10 protein-coding genes are annotated in these 17298 nt (G+C 61.5%); all 10 read right to left on the minus strand.

The features are described from left to right. Positions 1 to 39 precede the first annotated feature (39 nt). The 10 genes from NUW13_01295 to NUW13_01340 all read right to left on the minus strand — a co-directional run bounded on the left by NUW13_01295 (position 40) and on the right by NUW13_01340 (position 17128). Positions 40 to 1986: a T9SS type A sorting domain-containing protein gene (locus tag NUW13_01295; GenBank protein MCR4437663.1), complete on the minus strand. Its 1947-nt coding sequence runs from the start codon at positions 1984 to 1986 to the stop codon at positions 40 to 42. 36 nt (positions 1987 to 2022) lie between these two features. Further along, complete coding sequence (locus NUW13_01300) at positions 2023 to 2169, minus strand: hypothetical protein (GenBank protein MCR4437664.1); 147 nt, start codon at positions 2167 to 2169, stop codon at positions 2023 to 2025. Between the two features lie 340 nt (positions 2170 to 2509). Further along, entirely contained in the window at positions 2510 to 2674 is a 165-nt protein-coding gene (locus NUW13_01305; GenBank protein ID MCR4437665.1) for a hypothetical protein, read from the minus strand. A 421-nt stretch (positions 2675 to 3095) separates the two neighbouring features. Beyond that, positions 3096 to 4883, minus strand: a complete 1788-nt coding sequence (locus tag NUW13_01310) for a S8 family serine peptidase (protein MCR4437666.1) — start codon at positions 4881 to 4883, stop codon at positions 3096 to 3098. A 439-nt stretch (positions 4884 to 5322) separates the two neighbouring features. After that, positions 5323 to 8379: a GEVED domain-containing protein gene (locus tag NUW13_01315; protein MCR4437667.1), complete on the minus strand. Its 3057-nt coding sequence runs from the start codon at positions 8377 to 8379 to the stop codon at positions 5323 to 5325. A gap of 554 nt (positions 8380 to 8933) precedes the next feature. After that, positions 8934 to 10943 (minus strand): GEVED domain-containing protein, encoded by a 2010-nt coding sequence (locus NUW13_01320; GenBank protein MCR4437668.1) that lies wholly within the window; start codon positions 10941 to 10943, stop codon positions 8934 to 8936. Beyond that, positions 10934 to 11170: a hypothetical protein gene (locus NUW13_01325; GenBank protein MCR4437669.1), complete on the minus strand. Its 237-nt coding sequence runs from the start codon at positions 11168 to 11170 to the stop codon at positions 10934 to 10936. Before NUW13_01325 ends, NUW13_01320 begins: the two co-directional genes overlap by 10 nt. Further along, complete coding sequence (locus NUW13_01330) at positions 11167 to 11973, minus strand: sugar transferase (GenBank protein MCR4437670.1); 807 nt, start codon at positions 11971 to 11973, stop codon at positions 11167 to 11169. The genes NUW13_01325 and NUW13_01330 overlap by 4 nt, the downstream gene beginning before the upstream one ends. A gap of 28 nt (positions 11974 to 12001) precedes the next feature. After that, entirely contained in the window at positions 12002 to 13072 is a 1071-nt protein-coding gene (locus NUW13_01335; GenBank protein ID MCR4437671.1) for a T9SS type A sorting domain-containing protein, read from the minus strand. A gap of 42 nt (positions 13073 to 13114) precedes the next feature. Next, entirely contained in the window at positions 13115 to 17128 is a 4014-nt protein-coding gene (locus tag NUW13_01340) for a PKD domain-containing protein (GenBank protein MCR4437672.1), read from the minus strand. Positions 17129 to 17298: the final 170 nt, after the last annotated feature.

Below are 17298 nucleotides of genomic sequence, written 5' to 3' on the forward strand. Positions count from 1 at the left end.
TGCTCGACCTGCCTCTCCTGCCGGGGCAGACTCACCCAGCTATCTGGTGAGGAGGACCTTCTTGCTCAGTTCCACGCCGTTGACGCGCATGACGCAGAAATAAGTGCCGCTGGAGAGCGGCTCACCCGCGTCGTTCTTGCCGTTCCACACCAAGGAGTGGCTGCCGGCGCTCATAATCTCGTCCGCCAGGTGGCGCACCAGCTGCCCAGCTGCGTTGTAGATGCCGATCCACACCCTGCCCTCGCTCTTGACATGGAAACGAATGGTGGTCTCCGGGTTGAACGGGTTCGGGTAGTTCTGCTGGAGCTCGTAGACCATGGGCACCGGACCAGAGGCCACCGAGATAGGCCCATGGAGACGAATGCGCCCGCGGTAGTCAACGTCGGCCAGCTTGTAGTAGTAGCCCTTGCCAAGCTCGACATCGCGGTCCACGTAGGTGTAGGTGTGCAACACACTGGCATTCCCGGCTCCAGGGATGAGCGCCTTGTTGATCTTGACAAACGGGCCGTCTTCCCCTTCGGCGCGGTAGACGTCAAAGCCCATGTTCTCGGTCTCCGACGCCGTGCTCCAGCGCAGATGCACCTCCTCGTTGTGCCACACTGCCGAAAACGACGTGAGCTCCACGGGCACCGGGTTCTCCATGTAGCCAAAGTCGGCATCGTCATAGTCCTGACCTTCGGCAAGGTCCACCACCAAGGGGTCCCCGGCAGTGGTCAAGATGGGGGGCAGCCCGGCGAAGTTCACTGGCAGCGTGGTGTCATCCACGTCCACCAGGTAGTGGCCGGCAGTCAGGCCGGTGAAACGGTACCAGCCATGCTCGACCTCTTCGGTGGCCGGGTTATCGCCGGTCACTGTCCAGGTGATCCGCTCCGTCTCACCTTCGCTGCCTTCTCGCAGGATGACGGTGACGCCGTCTATCCCCTGTTCGCCCTCATCCTGCACGCCGTCGCCGTCCGCGTCGTTCCAGACAAAGTCGCCGATCGAGCCCATGCCAACCAGGGGCAGACGCATGGCGCACACGACCCAGATGCCACTGGCTGAACGTTTGCCGTAGGGGCTGTCCGACTGGGACTCGATCTGCACCGCCAACCAGGCGCTCTCGGCAGGGAGCTGGACACTCATCGTGAGAATGTCCCACTCCTGACCATTGGCTGAATGGAACGGATCGGTATCCTCGCCGTTCACTGGGCTTGAGGAGTGGTCGTAATCGACGGCTCCCGGGGCATCCACGATGCTGCCTGCTGGGATGGCGTCGCTGCCCACCTGGTACCACAGGCCCGTGGCCTCGTCCTCCTCCACTCCACCGACCATGAGGAGCAGCTCCGTGGTGCGCGCCACAGGTGCGGCGCTAAAGCCGAACCGCAAGATTTGGCTCGTGGGATGAAACTTGGAGAACAGGAAGTAGTCCACGCCGTCGGCGATGGAGATGGTGGCAAGCGGCAGATCCGGCTTGCTGTAGACCACCAGAATGCCACCACCGAAGGCCCGCCCAGAGGAGCCCAGCAGGCCAGGATCAAAGCCCGACAGGCTCACCATGTGCGTGCCCGGAGTGATCTTCGCAGTGACATCCGCCCGGTAGCTGAACCGGAAGCGCCCGGCAATTGCTGTGGTCATGCCGATCAATTGGCCAGTGATCGTGGTGCTGGCCCCACCGTCGATTTGCAGCTCAACTTCAGGGTCACCCCAATGGTTCGGCGGAGAATTGCTGTCCTGCCCGCCCCAGTACAGATACGCCGCCTCGATGGTTACTCCCTCAGGCACGACCAACTGGAAGGTGCCGCTGCCAGTGACCAAACCCACGCCCCCTGCCACCATGTCCACGTGGCCGGTGATTGGCGGCAGAGTCACCTGCATATAGTCGTCGCCGTCGAGTTCCTTGGCACCCGCCTTGTCGCTGCGCACAAGCAGGCCGAGGCAAGCTGTCACCCCCGTCAGCAGCACTGCGCAAAGCAACACAGTGCCTTTGCTTATTGTTCGCCTCATCATGACTCCTCCTTTCCTGCACTTCGTGGTTGCCGTACATCAGGCAGTGATGAGCCGCCCGTGCTCGCCACGATGCATGGCATCCCACCCCCCACACCTACCGTCTGGCACCCTTGGGGCATCTTGTGCCTTACCAGTCACCTTTTTCATTGCCACCGACACACTCTGTGTCCCCCGCTTGTCCATCTCTACCTCCCTTCAAGCTCGGATGCCCCAGCATGTATGTCAGAAACGCGATTGTTTTCGCTCTGCTTGCTGGCCTGCAGCCGGTGCGAGTGACCAAGCCGTGGGATCCCTTGTGCTCTTCCCGGCCGCGGCCGCCGTGGCTGCCCGCAGGAGCAAGGGCCGACGGGCAGCCAAACGGCTTCAATGCGGTCTCGTTCGCTCTGCCGTGGGCCAAGCCGCCTGGGGTCTCGCGAGCGTTGCACTCCCGAGCTCTACGGGCGCGCCCGCCCCTAAACCTCCTTTCTTCTTCATCTCCGTCCACCTGCGTGGAGCAGCAAACCTGTACGAGCTCGGCGTTTGCTTATGGCCTGTCGCGAGTGACGAAGGTTCGCTCGTCTTCAGGGTTTTCATCTTTGCGCACCACGTAAGTGACGTAGATGTTGCTTCGATCCTCCCTCAGGAACATGGCCGATGCGCTTCGGCAGAAGGCGATCAGCTTTGGTGTCACTGTTCCTGGGATTCGCACGTCAAATCTCCGGTAACGCTCTTGCGAGGTTCTTGACTCCATGTGAGGGCGGAACCTCGCTGCTCGAGGTGATCTAGCGCTCCAACTGAACCAACCCATTCCCAAGACCCCAGCACCCAAGAGCGCGATCGCCACCATCAAGTTGTCCATGGATGCTCCTCCGACTGGGGGATGCATGAGCGGACTTGACTGCGATCTTTTCGCCCAAGGCGCCGCGGACCGCTCTGTCCGAGGTCTGGCGATATGGTACAGCGATTGTCTGGGCGCTAACCTGAAATGAGCCTCCGCGCTCCTCACACCTCACCGCACGTCATTCCGGCCGCCTGCGTTCACCTCCTTTCTCCTCTTTCCTCCGCTGCAGCCCACGCAGCCCTTTCCCCTTCCCCTTTGGGCTGCTCCCCAAGTTCCCCCACCCCTGCAATTAGCGGGTCAGCACCATCTTGCGCGTGGCACGAAAGCCATTGGCGCGCAGGACGCAGAGATAGATGCCCCCTGGGAGCGACGTACCCGCCTCGTCCTTGCCGTCCCAAGTCACGCTGTGCACACCTGCGGGCACCTGCCCGTCCACCAACGTCCTGAGAAGCTGGCCAAGCATGTTGTACACCCGCAACTCCACATGTCCATCCACAGGTAGAGTGAACGAGATGTGCGTGACAGGATTGAACGGGTTCGGGCTGTTCTGCGCGAGCGCATACTCCCGGGGCAACGCCTTGATGGTGATTGTGGCCGGCCCGTGCAGCGTGCGCCTGCCTCGGCAATCCACATCCGCCAGCCAATACCAGTAGGCTTGTCCAGCCTCCACCCTGTCGTCCTCGAAGACGTAGAGGTTCGTCTCGGTCGTAGTGCCAGCTCCTGGAATGAGCTCCGAGGTCAGCTTCACGCGCGCCTCCAGCGCATCCTGCGCCCGGTAGACCTCGAAGCCAAGGTTCTCCGTTTCGCTGTGGGTCTCCCAAGTGAGCCGTGCACATGACCCCACCTGAGCGACTTGAAGGTTAGTGAGTTCTACAGCTACCAAGTCGTCGTTGTGTACTGTGCCCGAGCCGAAAACATTGTCCTTGCCGGGGTCCCCGTAATCATGGGAGACGGATTCTTCCAATCGAGCAAATACCTGGGAGGGGCTCCACTCCGGGAAGCGGTCGAGCAACAGAACCGCAGACCCCGCCACGTGCGGTGCTGCCGCTGAGGTGCCGCCGAACAACCCGCCTCCAGTGAACACCGACACGCTCGTGGGGCCCATGAGGTCGGGCTTCACTCTGCCGTCATAAGTCGGCCCTTGCGAGCTGTAGTAGACCTGCGGTCCAGTGTGCCACTGGCTGGCAAGCACCGCCCCGACGGTGAGGGCGCGCGCGGCGTCCCCTGGGATGAGGACGCTGCTCGCTTCATGGCGATACTCCAGGTCGTAGTAGTTCGTGAAGAGGGTCAGCTCCTGGGACCCGTCCGCAGCCGTCTTGCGAATGCGCACCGCCAGTTGCGCCGAGCGATCCATGAGCACCGATATGCTTTCCACAGGCCACTGGCTCCCGGTCTGCCTGGTCGTGGAAGAGTCATACACCACCCAGGACCCACTGCCTGCATCGTAGTAGTACAGGAACAGGTCATAGTCTTGATCGGAGTACCACCAGTCGTTCCACGAGAGGTACACGCCCACCGATGCCCCGACACTGACGGAGCCGAGGTTGTTGAACTCGTCGATGCTGGCGCCCACCGCAAAGTCGTGCCATCCGTTGCCGTCGCTGTCGGAGAAGTGCGCACGATAGTGCCGACGGGCATGGTTGCCTGCGGCGTTCACCCACACGATGCCATGAGCAGAGGCGGTGTCCACAATGGCGCAAATGGGGCCGGTGCCGTCCAGGGGGCCAGCATTCGGCCAGCACATGGAGTGGTTGATCACCCGCACGCCTCTGGCAATGCAGCTGTCCACCGCCTCAGCAAGATCAAGGTCATCGCCAATCTTCATCAGGTAGAGCTCGCTTCCTGGCGCCATGTCGTACACCACCTCGGCCACCATAGTGCCGTGAGTAGTCCCACCAATAGCGGTGCCGGTAAAGTCATCCAGGTGCACGGCACTGGGCAGCTCCCCATTGGCAATCGCCTGGTCAAGATTGCCAAAGCCGGCATCGATCACTGCCACCTTCACGCCGAAGCCATTCCAGCCATTGGCATGATAACCGTCGGCATTGGTGAGCGCCACCCCTTCACTGGTCACCATCTCCAGAGGCCGCAAAGGAAGCCTAACGCTTCTTGCCCACCGAGCCTCGCTGGCGAAGCGCGGCAGCTGAGATTGAGGAATGGCGATTTTTGCGAATCGCTGTCGCGCACCCAACAGCTCAGCGCCGAAACCAGTCAAGGCCTCCTCTAGGCTCCTGGCACTCAGATCGGACTCCACGACCACGATAAGCCGGCCATCGTGCAAGGGGAGGCCATGCCGGTAAGCCCAATTCTCGGCCTCCTTCTGAGGAGCACGGCCGATGAGCTCGATGAGGTCACAGAGCCGTCCCTCCACGTGAGCCAGGCGACTGCGGCGCAGAAGCTGCCCTTCTTCAGCCCCGCCGTATCCACTCAGGGCCGCGACCAACAGGAGAACCAGGGCAGTCAGCAAGCTTGACCTTTCTGTTGGCAGTCCCATCCTCGACCTCGTCCGTGCCGTGTCACTTGGTGAAAGCCATCTTGCGCGTCGCACGGTAACCGTTCACCGTGAGGGTATAGACGTACAACCCTGTAGGCACTGCATTACCCTGGTCATCGGTCCCGTCCCACGAGACGACATGGCGCCGCGGCTGAAGCTGGCCGTCCACCAACGTCTTCACCTGTTGGCCGAGCATGTTGTAGACCCTGATCGTTGCATGACCCTGTTCCGGCAAGGTGAAGCCAATCGTGGTAGTTGGGTTGAACGGGTTCGGGTAGTTCTGCTCCAACTCGTAGCTGCGGGGCGCAGAGCGCACCGTCGCCGAGACAGGCCCATGGAAGCGCATGGCGCCGCGGAAGTCCACGTCTGCCAGGCGGTAGTAGTAGGTCATACCCTCCTGCACGTCCGTGTCCTCAAAGGTGTAGGAGCGCTTCTCACTGCTGGTCCCCGCACCCGGAATCAACTCCCTCGTGATTCTCTGATAGCTGCCGCGCTCTTCCTGGGCGCGGTAGAGGTGGAAGCCTAGGTTCTCTGTCTCGCTCTCCGTCTGCCAGCTCAGGACCACTTTACCAATTTCTCCTGAGGCCTGGAAACTGCTCAGCTCGATGTCCACAAGCAGGTCACCGTAGTCTTCCACTTCGCCATTGTCGGCCAGGCCGGTGGGAGTTTGCGTTCCTACCGGAGCGCGGTCCAGCCGAGCGCGGAGCCAGGTTGTACCCAGCGGCTGGCCTGCCAGCCATTCGGGCGCGCGAAACACCGCGGTGCCGCTCCCCGTACTGACGATGGTCGTGTCCACGACCACCTCGCCAGGGTGCTCCCAGGAGCCACTGCGATCCCAGTCGATCCAGATGTGCAGGGAGGCCGGATTCTCCTCGGAGATATTGCCGCTGGCGATCCACTCGATGGCTGCATAGTCGCCGGGCGAAAAGCTGCCGCCGTTAATGAACGGGCCGCCTCGATCCGCCGCGTAGCCGAGGAAATTGATGCCGTCATCGTACTCATCGAGGTCGATCTGCTTGGTGTCCAGCTCGTCGCTCACCCCAGAGCCTAACCAGATGTCGCCGATCACATGCGCGGCGCCGTCGTTGATCCAATGACTGGGATAGGTCGTGTCCGGGGCGTCACCAAAGTCAAGCAGCAGCTGCTCCTCCACCGGCGCGGCAGTGGGGTCATAGTCCTCCACCTCACCGTTCAGCGCCCCTCCGGTGGGCTGGCTGCTGGTATTGTCCTCGTCAATACGGAAGCGCGACCAGCTCCCGCCGGCCTTTGCGCCGCTCGGCACGGCAAACTCCACGGTGTACACACCCGCACCAGAAACGGGGTACCCAGTGAAGAGCCTTTCGCCTGCGTCATTCCAGTCGCCGTCGCCGTTCCAATCGTACCACCCATGAAGGTAGGCAATGTCAGCCGTGCCGCCGACGGTAATGCGCACGGCACCATACCAGCCGGGCCGATAGGGAAGCTGATACGGCCCCCCGGCAACCGGGGAGGAGCCAAGGAACTCTACGCCATCTTCGTCATCCACCCCGGCGGAGTCACCGTCCACAGGCTGGCCATCCCATTCGGCATCGACCGTGGCACCCATCCAGACATCACCCAGGGTGTGATGGGCACCGTTGCTGCTCAGCAAGGTGGGGTAGGTTGGGTCCGGCGCATCGCCAAAGTCTGAGCAGCGGCAGGCCCCGGCGTCCAGAGTGAAGTTGTTTTCGCCCTCGATGAGAGTGACCACCTCAGTGAGGCCTGTATAGGGATCCACATCCGAGTCCAGCTCGTCGTCGCTGCCCTGGTTTGGCCGCGAAAAGCCATAGCCTCGGGGGAGGACGAACTTCAGCCGGTAACTCCCCGGCAACAGGTTGTAGAACGCATACAGCCCGTTCTCGTTGGTGGAGGTAGAATCTAACGGCTGCCCGGCTTCCGAGAGCAGATAGACAGCCACTCCTTCGATGCCTTCTTCGCCTTCCTCTTGGATACCGTTGCGATTGAGGTCCATCCACACTCGATCGCCCAAGGAGGCATCAAGAACCACCACTAAGAAGGCAACGCCCCGATTGCTATTGCCATCGTTGCGGCATCCCTCCACCCAGCGGACCTTGACCGTGTCGCCTGGCTGCGGGTTGTCTGCGCCGAGCAGCGCCCGCGGGATGATCGCCTCCACCACGTAGGTGGCGTACCCACACTCCAGGTCTTGTTCGTCCAACTGCCCGTCGTGGTTCAGGTCGTACTGGTAGTAGGCCGTTTGCACCCCCTCGGCAGCGGTCCCCAACAGAGTGCCGGAGAAATCGGCGGCCAATGGGTCAAAGTTCGTGTACTCCTTGTGTGCGGTGGTTGCGTACCTGTCACAGCTGGTGTACCAGTCGCTGTTGTTGGTGCGGTACAGCTCGCTGCCCACACTGTTGTCGTACATCACCGTGGAGTATGATCCCACCCAGGGATCCGGCTTCTTCTCATGGACGATATCCACGCCAAAGTCGTAGCGCCAGTTATCCCCACCGGTGGTGCGGAGCGAATTGAGCCCCATGTCCAGCGCCAGGTCCCCTGGCCTTATCCACACATTGAGGCCGCTGCGCGTCTCGTGGATTCCCCCTGCCTGCGGACCTGGACAGGAGGTCACCACGGCGATGTAGAAATTGTCCTGGTCGACGCTGGCATAATAGGCTTCGACGTCATAGGGCTCGGAGCCGGACGGCCACTGTCCCCAGTAGTCCTCATGGCCAGAAATCGAGGTCGAGCTCCAGTAGCCGTACCAGTCGCTGCCAGAAGAATTGCTGGTCGGGATCAGCATATCCAAACCCGGAGGGCACAGCCTTGGCACAAAGCTGGACAGGTCGAAAGGCAGCCCCGTGGGTGCATATGCGTGCGCCTCTTGCGACGGAGCTGGTGCCAAGCGGAGCGATACCCCGAAGTAAGCGCTCAGCAAGGTCCCCGCCGCCTGCCCAGTGGCTGGCGTGGTAGTCCACATGGTCGCCAACACCAACCCCGCCCATGTCAAAAAGGTCGCTCTCTTGCCGAGCCTCACGATGGGCCGGCTTGAGAATCCCTGTTCATTTCCCAAAGCTCTGGTGACAGTTGTGCTTCTCATGGCCCTTCCCTCTCTACCTTACTGTGCCCTCTTCGCCTCTCCACTCTTTCGTAGCGAAGCTGGGCCTCTCATTCCTCAGGCCACCGGTGTGGCGGCGGCCCCTCGCCGTTCGCTCAGCGAGGCGAAGAAGAAATTATTAACCAGCAAGAAACGACAACTGCGCCCCTCTGCCTTTTCCCCTCTCTCGGCCTGCAGTGGCGCGCTACCTCAGTGCCTGCAGGCCTTGGGGCCGCAGTCGAACCGGTCTGAGGGGGAGGTCACTCGCGGTGACCTCCCGCCCTCGACCGGTGATGGCTTCGCCCATGCCGAGACTTCCATCATCCATACGTGCGAGCACTTCTTGCACCACATTCGGACTCCCTTCCACACCACACCGCAACCAAGCTCGGCACGAGCTCCCAACCTCACCTCACCGAACACCCGAAGCCATCAGTAACCTTTCCATCCCTCTTGCCTCCGTTGCACCCTTCGGAGCTGGAGGTGGTGGGCGCATCCCACTTGCGTGGGACGCGACCCACCAAGCCTCCCTCTTTGAGCAACTCCTAATTCTGCTCCTATCTGGCAAAGACCATCTTCTTGGTCATGCGCATGCCCTCGGCTTCCATGACGCACAGGTACGTGCCGGTAGGCATGACCACGCCGTAGTCATCGGTGCCGTCCCAGAGCACTTCGTGGCGGCCGCTGGTCATGGCGCCGTCCACCAAGGTACGCACCAGGCGGCCCATCAGGTTGTAGACCTTGACCTGCACGCGTCCCTCGGCAGGCACCCTGAAGCCGATCTTGGTCTCCGGGTTGAAGGGGTTGGGGAAGTTCTGCTCCAACTCGAACCTCTCCGGCACGCGCGGCACTGTTGCAGCCACCGGCCCGTGCTCGCCGACGTTCCCCTTCAGGTCCACATCCACAACCTTGAAGTAGTAGGTCTGCCCAGGGGCCACGCTGCGGTCCACGTACTGGTAGGACTGCATCACCTGGGTCGTCCCTGCGCCCGGGATGAGCGACGCGGTGATGCGCTCGTAGGGCCCGTCCTTGGTGACCGCGCGCGTGAGGTAGAAGCCGAGGTTCTCGGTCTCGCTCTGCGTCACCCACTGAATCTTCACCCTATCCTCGTAGGCAATCGCCTTGAGCACGTGCATCTCGACTGCCACTTGCCCGTCGAGCAGGAAGTAATCCTCAACCTCGCCGAGTTCAGCGAACCCCACGTAGGAATCATAGTCCCGCTCGTACACGCGGAACCGCGCCCAGGTGTCGCCGGCTGGCGCCCCCTCCGGCACCCAGAACTCAACAACGTAGACGTTGGGGATCGGCACGGCCACGTCCACGACGTGTTCGTACTCATCGTCCCAGTCGCCGTCGAGGTTCCAGTCGATCCATCCGTCTACATAGGCCGTCTGGCGGGGCGCACCGCGCACCGTAATCTGCACTGCGCCCCATGTGCCGGAGACGTATGGCATCTCGTAGCGGCCGCCGGAAATCGGGCTGGAGCCTAAGAAGACCACACCGTCATCCCACTCATCCATGTTGGTCTGCTTGCAGTCGCTTTCGGTATTGACCCAACCGCCCAGGTAGAGGTCACCGATGCGGTGACGCGGCCCATTGTTGGCCAGGTAGGTTGGGTAACGCGGGTCGATGGCGTCGCCAAAGTCCAGCGCCCCCTCGTCGCGGTGGTAGCCAAAGTCCGCCTCGTCATAGGCGGCCCCATAGGCGAGCTCGATCGGGCCAGCCGGATCATGTCCGTAGGTCAAGCTCATCGCCGGGGGCAGCGTCGTTTCGTCCACGTCCACAAAGTAGACGCCAGGGACTAGGCCGGTGAACTGGTAGGAGCCGCTCTCGCTGGTCGCAGTGCTGGCCACCAACTCATCCGCTGCCGCGTCCAAGGTGCCGCTGCCATCCGTGTCGCGATAGAGCTTGAGCACCACCCTTGCTATCCCAGGTTCGCCGGCCTCCGGCACACCATCGCCATCGACGTCTTCGAACACCTGGTCGCCGATGGATCCTGGCACGCCCTCCATGCGGAAGTAAGCGGCAGGTTCCCGGCGTGCATACCATCCTGGTGTCGTCGCGTAGTACTGCGGGGTCATGTGGGTGGAGATCCAGTTGCGATACCCTTGCGGCTCGGGCCCTGGGTCGCGCACCACGCCTGACCACACGATGCGCACCGTGTCACCCGCCGCGCAGGCGATGTTCTCCACAATGATCGAGTCGGTCACTATGCTGTTGACCGTGGCGCCCGGCGGAATGGACAGCACCTGCACCTCTTGCAGCCGGGAAGCATAGTTGAAAATCTCGAACCTGATGGGCGGATTATCTCTGCTCGGCACGTCCGCTGACCCGCTGTTGATGATGTGGAGAGTGAAGGTCATGACTTCCCCTCTGGTGGCCATCCCGAAGATGAGTACATCGGGCACCAGCTGGCCGACCACGCTCCCCTGGCACTCCAAGAGGTTGTGGCTGAAATCCGGGGCCTGCGCCCAGGCATCCGCCCACACCCAAGCCGTCGCCACGATGGCAGCCAGCGTCATCCACCGCGCCGGCCACCCTCTCTTCTTCACCATCCTCACTTCCATTCCCTTTTCTCCTTCTTCAGCAAAGTTGTCCTGCTTGATGTCGTGCTTGGCGTCACCTTGCCGTCGCCACTCACGATGCTCCTTATGCGGCGCCGCCGCGAGATGTCGTCCCTCTCATCGCCTTTGCTTTGTCTGGACGTCTCCAGCGACGCCGCATAAGGTCCACCTCCCATTGCCAATTGCTCGCCACCGGTCACCTCCTTCGTCCGTTGCTCCTGTTGCCTCAAACGTTTCTCAAGCGCAATACGAAGAGAATGGTGCGCGCCATAATCGCCAAGTCGAACCAGATGGAACGTCGCCACACATAGTTCAGGTCCAAGTGGATATTGTCGTGAATCCTCTCGTTCCGTGGGCCCTTCAACTGCCAAAGGCCGGTGATGCCCGGCTTGACCGTGAGGCGCTGTTCCTCCAGCGAGTTGTATTCCTGAACGATGTGAGGAAGCTCTGGCCGCGGTCCAACAAGGCTCATGTCCCCCTTCAGCACGTTCACCAATTGCGGCAGCTCGTCGATGCACAGGCGGCGCATGATGCGGCCCACCCGTGTCACCCGGGGGTCGCCATTTCCTTTCGGGCGCCAGTCGTAGTCATCTACGTTCACGTACATGGTGCGGAACTTGTAGATGGTAAAGGGCCTGCCCTTGAGGTCGCCGTTCCTGCGATCGAAGAGGTGCCCATTGCGGCGCTGCGCTCGCCGGCGGTTCTGACCGATGCGCACCTGCTTGAAGAGCACCGGCCCCGGCGAATCAAGACGCACTGCTATTGCCACCAGCGCAAAGAGCGGCATGCACAACACCAGGCCGATTGCCGCCACCACCACGTCCATGATGCGTTTGGCCACCTCGTACGCCCGCCGCGATCGCCAGTCGATGACCCGTTCCAGAACCGGCCAATCAATGCTCTGTCCCTCGCACGTGTCGAACTCCACAACTTGCCCGGTGGCGGCGCACCAGATGTTGCCGGGGATGCGCTCCGCCTTGGAATCCATAAGCTGCTCGAAGGGCAGTAGCTTGTCCCGCCAGTCGTCTTTCATCTCTTCCTCACCATCCTACGCCACGCCGTCATTTCATCAGCAGCAGACGCCGCGTAAGGCGCCGGCCATTCACCTCCAGCACGCATTCGTACAGGCCCGAGGGAACGGCCACACCATACTCGCTCCGCCCATCCCACTCCCGGCGATACCGACCGGCCTCCATCTTGTCGTTGACCAGCACGCGCACCAACTGCCCAAGCATGTTGTAGATGCGGAGCGACACCATCCCCGGCTCTTTGAGGTCGAACTGAATGGTAGTCGTCGGGTTGAAAGGGTTCGGGAAATTGGGGTGCAGTTGATACTCTTTGGGCACAAACTTCCTCACACCGCTCACCGGTCCATGGAACCCGCGGTGACCGGAAAAGTCGACATCCACGAGCCGATAGTAGTAGGTCGTATCAAAATCCACCTCCTGGTCATCGTAGACATAGGTACGCTGTTCCTGACTGTTGCCAGCGCCCGGGATCAGCTTGGCGGTGATTTTCGCATAGGTCCCTTCGCGCTTGCTGCTACGGTAGAGCTCAAACCCCAAATTCTCCGTCTCTGTGGCAGTGACCCATTTCAGGCGAATCCCAGAGGGTATGCTGAGGGCCTCGAAGGAGACCAGTTCTACGGCCACCACCAAGTTGTCGGTCGACCATGTGGGGAAATCCACCGCCCCGAAGCCTCCGACCAACTGCACAGTGCGCAGCTCCGAGTCGCCGTAATGGGTCGCTTCGATCACCGAGGGGCCGTTCCACGCCCGCGCGAAAATGACGCTCCCGTGGGCCAGGCAGTCGTGAGTGAACTGCCCGGAGAACTTGCCCTCGTCCGGATTCAGTGGAAACCCGGCGCCGACAAAGGTCACGCCGATGAGCTCATCGTCACCAGTGGGATTACCAAAGTCATCCGGGATGTCGTTGATGCCATTTGCCCCGACATAGATGACCTGGATGAGGTCACCGGTGCCGAGGAAGGCGTTGCCATGCAGCCATTGGCCCGTGTGGTCCTTCGCGCCGCTGGCGCAACTGATGTCAACGGTGCCTGCCGCGGCCGCCCCTGCCCATTGGAGGGTCACTGCGACTGCGAGCGCGTACAGCCATTTTACCCTGCCACCCATTCACATCCTCCCACAGGTCGCCCAGACCTGGCTATTCTTTCGTCACCGCGCGGGATTGGGGAACATCCACACCTTGCTGCCCTGACTGTTCCTGATGTGCAGCCAGTATCCCTTTCCCGGTTCCAGCTTGATGTCGGCCACTGCCGACCCCACCTCGTTCAGCCAGAGCCCATCGTACTGCGTACCCGTTCTGTCGACCAGCCAGGCAATGTCATAGTCCTTGCCGTTCCAGGCCATGATGCGGTCGGCCTGGCGCATGTTGGAGGCACCCACCACAACCCCATTCTCCCGCAGGCCGGTCTCGCGCAGGTCAACGACGGTGGGAAAGCAGGTGCCGATGAGATTGTATCCCGGATTCAGCGTGATCACCCGCACCGAGTCGGTGCACACTTCCCCGAGGAAAGTAAGGTCGACCAGGGGATGGCCTGGCCGGATCTCCACCCAAAAACCCTCGCCGGTACGCAGCTTCATCTTGCTCAAGGAGCCGCCGGACTGGGAGAACCACTTGCCATCGTACGGGGTGCCGGTGCCGCCCGCCAACCACGCAACCTCGTAGCCGCTGCCGGTCCATTTGAGCACCCGATCGGCCTGGGTGGCGTTCGATCCGCCGGTCAGCCGAGCCCCGAGTATCTCGCCCAAGGAGGAGTCGGCAGGGATCAGGGGGAGAGAGACCAGATTGAGGCCGGGACTCAACCGGCGGCGCATTTTGCCGATGCGGCATACAGCCTCTTTGGCGCCAGCAGGACGCTTAGCCTTTATGACGTAGAAACGGTCCACCTCCTCCGAGGCAGCGCCTACGTCCGTCCACTCGGTGCCGCGAATGGAGGCGATGGGATTCTGCGGCTCAAAATAGGGGGAGTCTCCGCGATAGACGTAGTACGCCTCAGCACGGGGCACTTCCTTCCATCGTAAGGTGAGGTCGCCACCCACCGTGGTGGCGCGAGGCTGCAGATCCGGCGGTTTGCTCGTGCAGCGCACCATGACCACGTACATGCTCCCCGTGCCTGATGTGCTTCCGTTTGGACCAAGCGTGATCGCCTCCCCGGGAGCATATGTCCGCCGCGAGCTCCAGATACGAAAATTGCTGCAACCCGGATCAGTCACTCCCAGCCGGTCACTTGTCTGCACAAAGCCAGTGGTCAGCCACGAGGGCACCGGCACGCGCGCGTCATGGACCACGTAGACGGTCACGGAGTCCCCAGCGGTGAAAGACACGGCCAGGTCGCTCTTCGTTTTGTCATTGTTGACGGTCTTGATCCAGAGCAGACCCTCATAGCCTTGGGGAATGCTTGTTACCCGGTAATCCCGGTCGGCGTAGTAGGCATCGCCCACGTTGACGTAAGCGGGTAAGTAGGTGCTCGGCGTAATGGAGTGAACGACTCCTTCGCCGGCAATTGCCGCTACCTGGATGTAGACGAAGGTCATCGAGGTCTGCCCCTGGTCGTCAGTCACGTAGAGGCGTGGCTCATAACCTCCGTCCTCCAAATAGGTGTGGGTTACCACCGGCGACCAGGAGCTGTCCCCGTCGCCAAATTCCCACAGGTAGGACACGATGCGCCCGTCCAGGTCGTAGGAAGTGGTCGCGTCGAACCTCACGGTGAGCGGCATAGTCCCAGAAGTGGGCGTGGCCTGGATCACCGGCATGGGGGCGTACCCCCTGCTCTCTATCACTGGGATTTCACCCAGAATGCGATGGAACAGACTCCCACGCTTGTCCATCCACACCACGTGCGCACAGTTTTGGCCGGCAGCCACTGCTGGGTGTCCGCATCCGGTGGGGGCCGCCGGGTCGATGAGCTGCGCCTGGCCCCACCCAGTTGTGGGGTCGGAGACGTTGTAGATAACCCGGTCAGTGTCGGTGAAGAGGGTCTTGTCCCCTTGGTGACTGACCACGTAGATGCGCCCTTGTCCGTCAATAGCTATGCGAGGATAATGGCTGCCGTACACCTGGCTCCACTCCAAGCCTGGCACGCGCTGGCGCTGCCAATTGCTCGCACCCACCCGCTTGGCAACCCAGGCAGCCCTGTCCCAATAGCTCACGTACGGAGTACCGTCTGGGTGCACGGCGATGAACAGACCCTCGCCAATCTTGCCTTCGGAGTTGTCGATGTTTTCGACCCCTTGCCAGGTGCCATTGCGATAGAGGCGGTACAGGGGGTCATAATCCTCGCCCATGTTATCCCACCGCCAGAGAAGGTGGATGTCGCCGCCCGGCCCAGAGGCAATGTCGCAATACGCGTGTGTGCGGTCGGTGACCGTGTAGTAGACGAGCACCGAATCGCCAAAGCTGGTGGCGTCGGCGGTCTTCATGCGATAGAACGGGGCTTCGCTCCCAAGGTACTTGCCCCGATAGAGCACCCAGAGGTTGTCGCAGGTGTCTGTGGTGATGGCGAACTTTTCGGCAGTGGCCACGTACACGGGCTGCGACCAGTTTTCGCCAAGGCGCGCCGAGTACTTCACCTTGCTTCCGTCGTACCAGGCCACATGCGGCAGGCCTCGACTATCCGCCGCGATGTCCAGAGAGTTGTGGCACCTGGCCCAGGCGCCCCCGCTCCCAGGGATGCGCTCCGGTTCACTCCAGCTGGAGAGATTGAAGCGCATGTAGTATACCCCCTCGGGCCCCAGGAAGACCAGGTGTGCGCGTCCGTACTTGTCCACTGCCATGGCGGGGAACCTGCCGTCCACGCCCAGGGGCAACGGGTGCCCGGCTTGTGTGCCGGCATAGAGGGTGAGACTCTTGCTCTTCGTCTGACCGGCACAGTTGACCCTCATGCGCAATTGGTAAGTGCCAGGCATGCTGAAAGTGACGGTCCCGGAACGGCCAGTGCCCAGCGCCACATTCTCAGAACCACCCACTCTGTCGTAGAACCAACTGTACGCCGATGCATCGGTGATGAGCTGACCCTCGCTGTCGTAAGCCTCCCCTTCATAAGGAATCGCCTGTCCCAAGTCGAAGCGGTTCTGCGTCGGCTGGGTGATCACCAGAGAGAGCTTATTGCTCACGGAAGCGAAAAAGTCCAACATCCAGCCATCGCCAGGATTGGCCTCGGTACCACTCCCGGTGAGGGTGAAATTGAAGGGGTAGTACTGAATCCAAGCGCTGTGCCAGAACCAGTAGTTGCCATTTTCGCGCTCAAACACCGCCTCGCTCGTGATCTGCTGCTTCAGGTCCTCGGTGTAGACGCCATTGGATCCGCGGTTCAATTGCTCATTGTTGACCTGCGGCCTATTGCCGGACAGGTGCGGCTGCGGGTGGCCGTGCGTGTAGCAGATGTCAGCAGTGGGCACATCGATAATCCCCTCGTCGGACATGGGACTGATGCCACATAGCCTCTGCGGGTCGACCGCATGCACCGTGTCCACCAGCGCCTTTGCCAGCGGCACGCGCTCAGACGGCCTCTTGGCCGTCGAAAAGACCTCCGGGTATTGATAGCCGCCGTGCCCGTACTCGTTGGCGATGTCCAAAAACACATGGCGGTAGGGACGCAGCCACTCCGTGGCGTTGCGCACCGCCCGATAGATTGCTGCAGGGCTATCCCAATGGTCGCGGGTCAAATTTGGGGTCAAAGCTGCCTTGCGGCACTGCCGCTGGTAGAAATAACCCACGTTGACCACCATGTCCAGTTCACGCGCCCGCTCCAGTATGGCCCGTAGCCGCTCCATGTACTCGGGTTTCAGCGACCCATCGGAGCGAAAGGCGCTATTGGAGTACCATTTGCCATTGGCATCAATCTCAAAACCGGGGCTCCCACCTTGCAGGTTGACGCCGATCGTGTTAATGCCGTAGGCACGATATTGCGACATGGCAACCAGTAACTCCTGGGTCTGTTGGTCATCCCACAAGGCATTGACGACACGGATACCCCACATTTCGAAGGGCTTGCCGTCAAGCAGAAAACGTGTGCCTTGCACGCTCAAAACGTCGCCTCCCTGAAGTGGCGCAACAGACCCGACGAACACCATCAGCGCGATCGTCAGGCCGCGTAGCATGCCGTTTGCCTTGCCGACTCCGATTGCCGTAGCACTGCACAGGCTGCTCTTTGTCACGTCTTTCACCTCGCCTCGTCCTTGGAAAGAAAAGCAGTGCGCCACTTTTGCGCAGCAGGACCAACGGCTGCGCTTTCGCTGTGCTTGGCTGGTAGAGCGCGACCACCGCATAGGTGTCTCGTTGCCCGGCCAACATCTCCTCTCTCCACTGCTTCTCTCCTGCCCTGCCGAGGCTCACC

It is taken from the genome of candidate division KSB1 bacterium (assembly GCA_024655945.1).
Taxonomy (GTDB): domain Bacteria; phylum Zhuqueibacterota; class Zhuqueibacteria; order JANLFK01; family Oleimicrobiaceae; genus Oleimicrobium.

Coding starts and splice junctions, on each gene's coding strand:
- NUW13_01310 (MCR4437666.1), bottom strand. CDS start 4,883: ATGGTGACCAGTGAAGGGGTGGCGCTCACCAATGCCGACGGTTATCAT.
- NUW13_01295 (MCR4437663.1), bottom strand. CDS start 1,986: ATGATGAGGCGAACAATAAGCAAAGGCACTGTGTTGCTTTGCGCAGTG.
- NUW13_01320 (MCR4437668.1), bottom strand. CDS start 10,943: ATGGAAGTGAGGATGGTGAAGAAGAGAGGGTGGCCGGCGCGGTGGATG.
- NUW13_01315 (MCR4437667.1), bottom strand. CDS start 8,379: ATGAGAAGCACAACTGTCACCAGAGCTTTGGGAAATGAACAGGGATTC.
- NUW13_01300 (MCR4437664.1), bottom strand. CDS start 2,169: ATGGACAAGCGGGGGACACAGAGTGTGTCGGTGGCAATGAAAAAGGTG.
- NUW13_01335 (MCR4437671.1), bottom strand. CDS start 13,072: ATGGGTGGCAGGGTAAAATGGCTGTACGCGCTCGCAGTCGCAGTGACC.
- NUW13_01330 (MCR4437670.1), bottom strand. CDS start 11,973: ATGAAAGACGACTGGCGGGACAAGCTACTGCCCTTCGAGCAGCTTATG.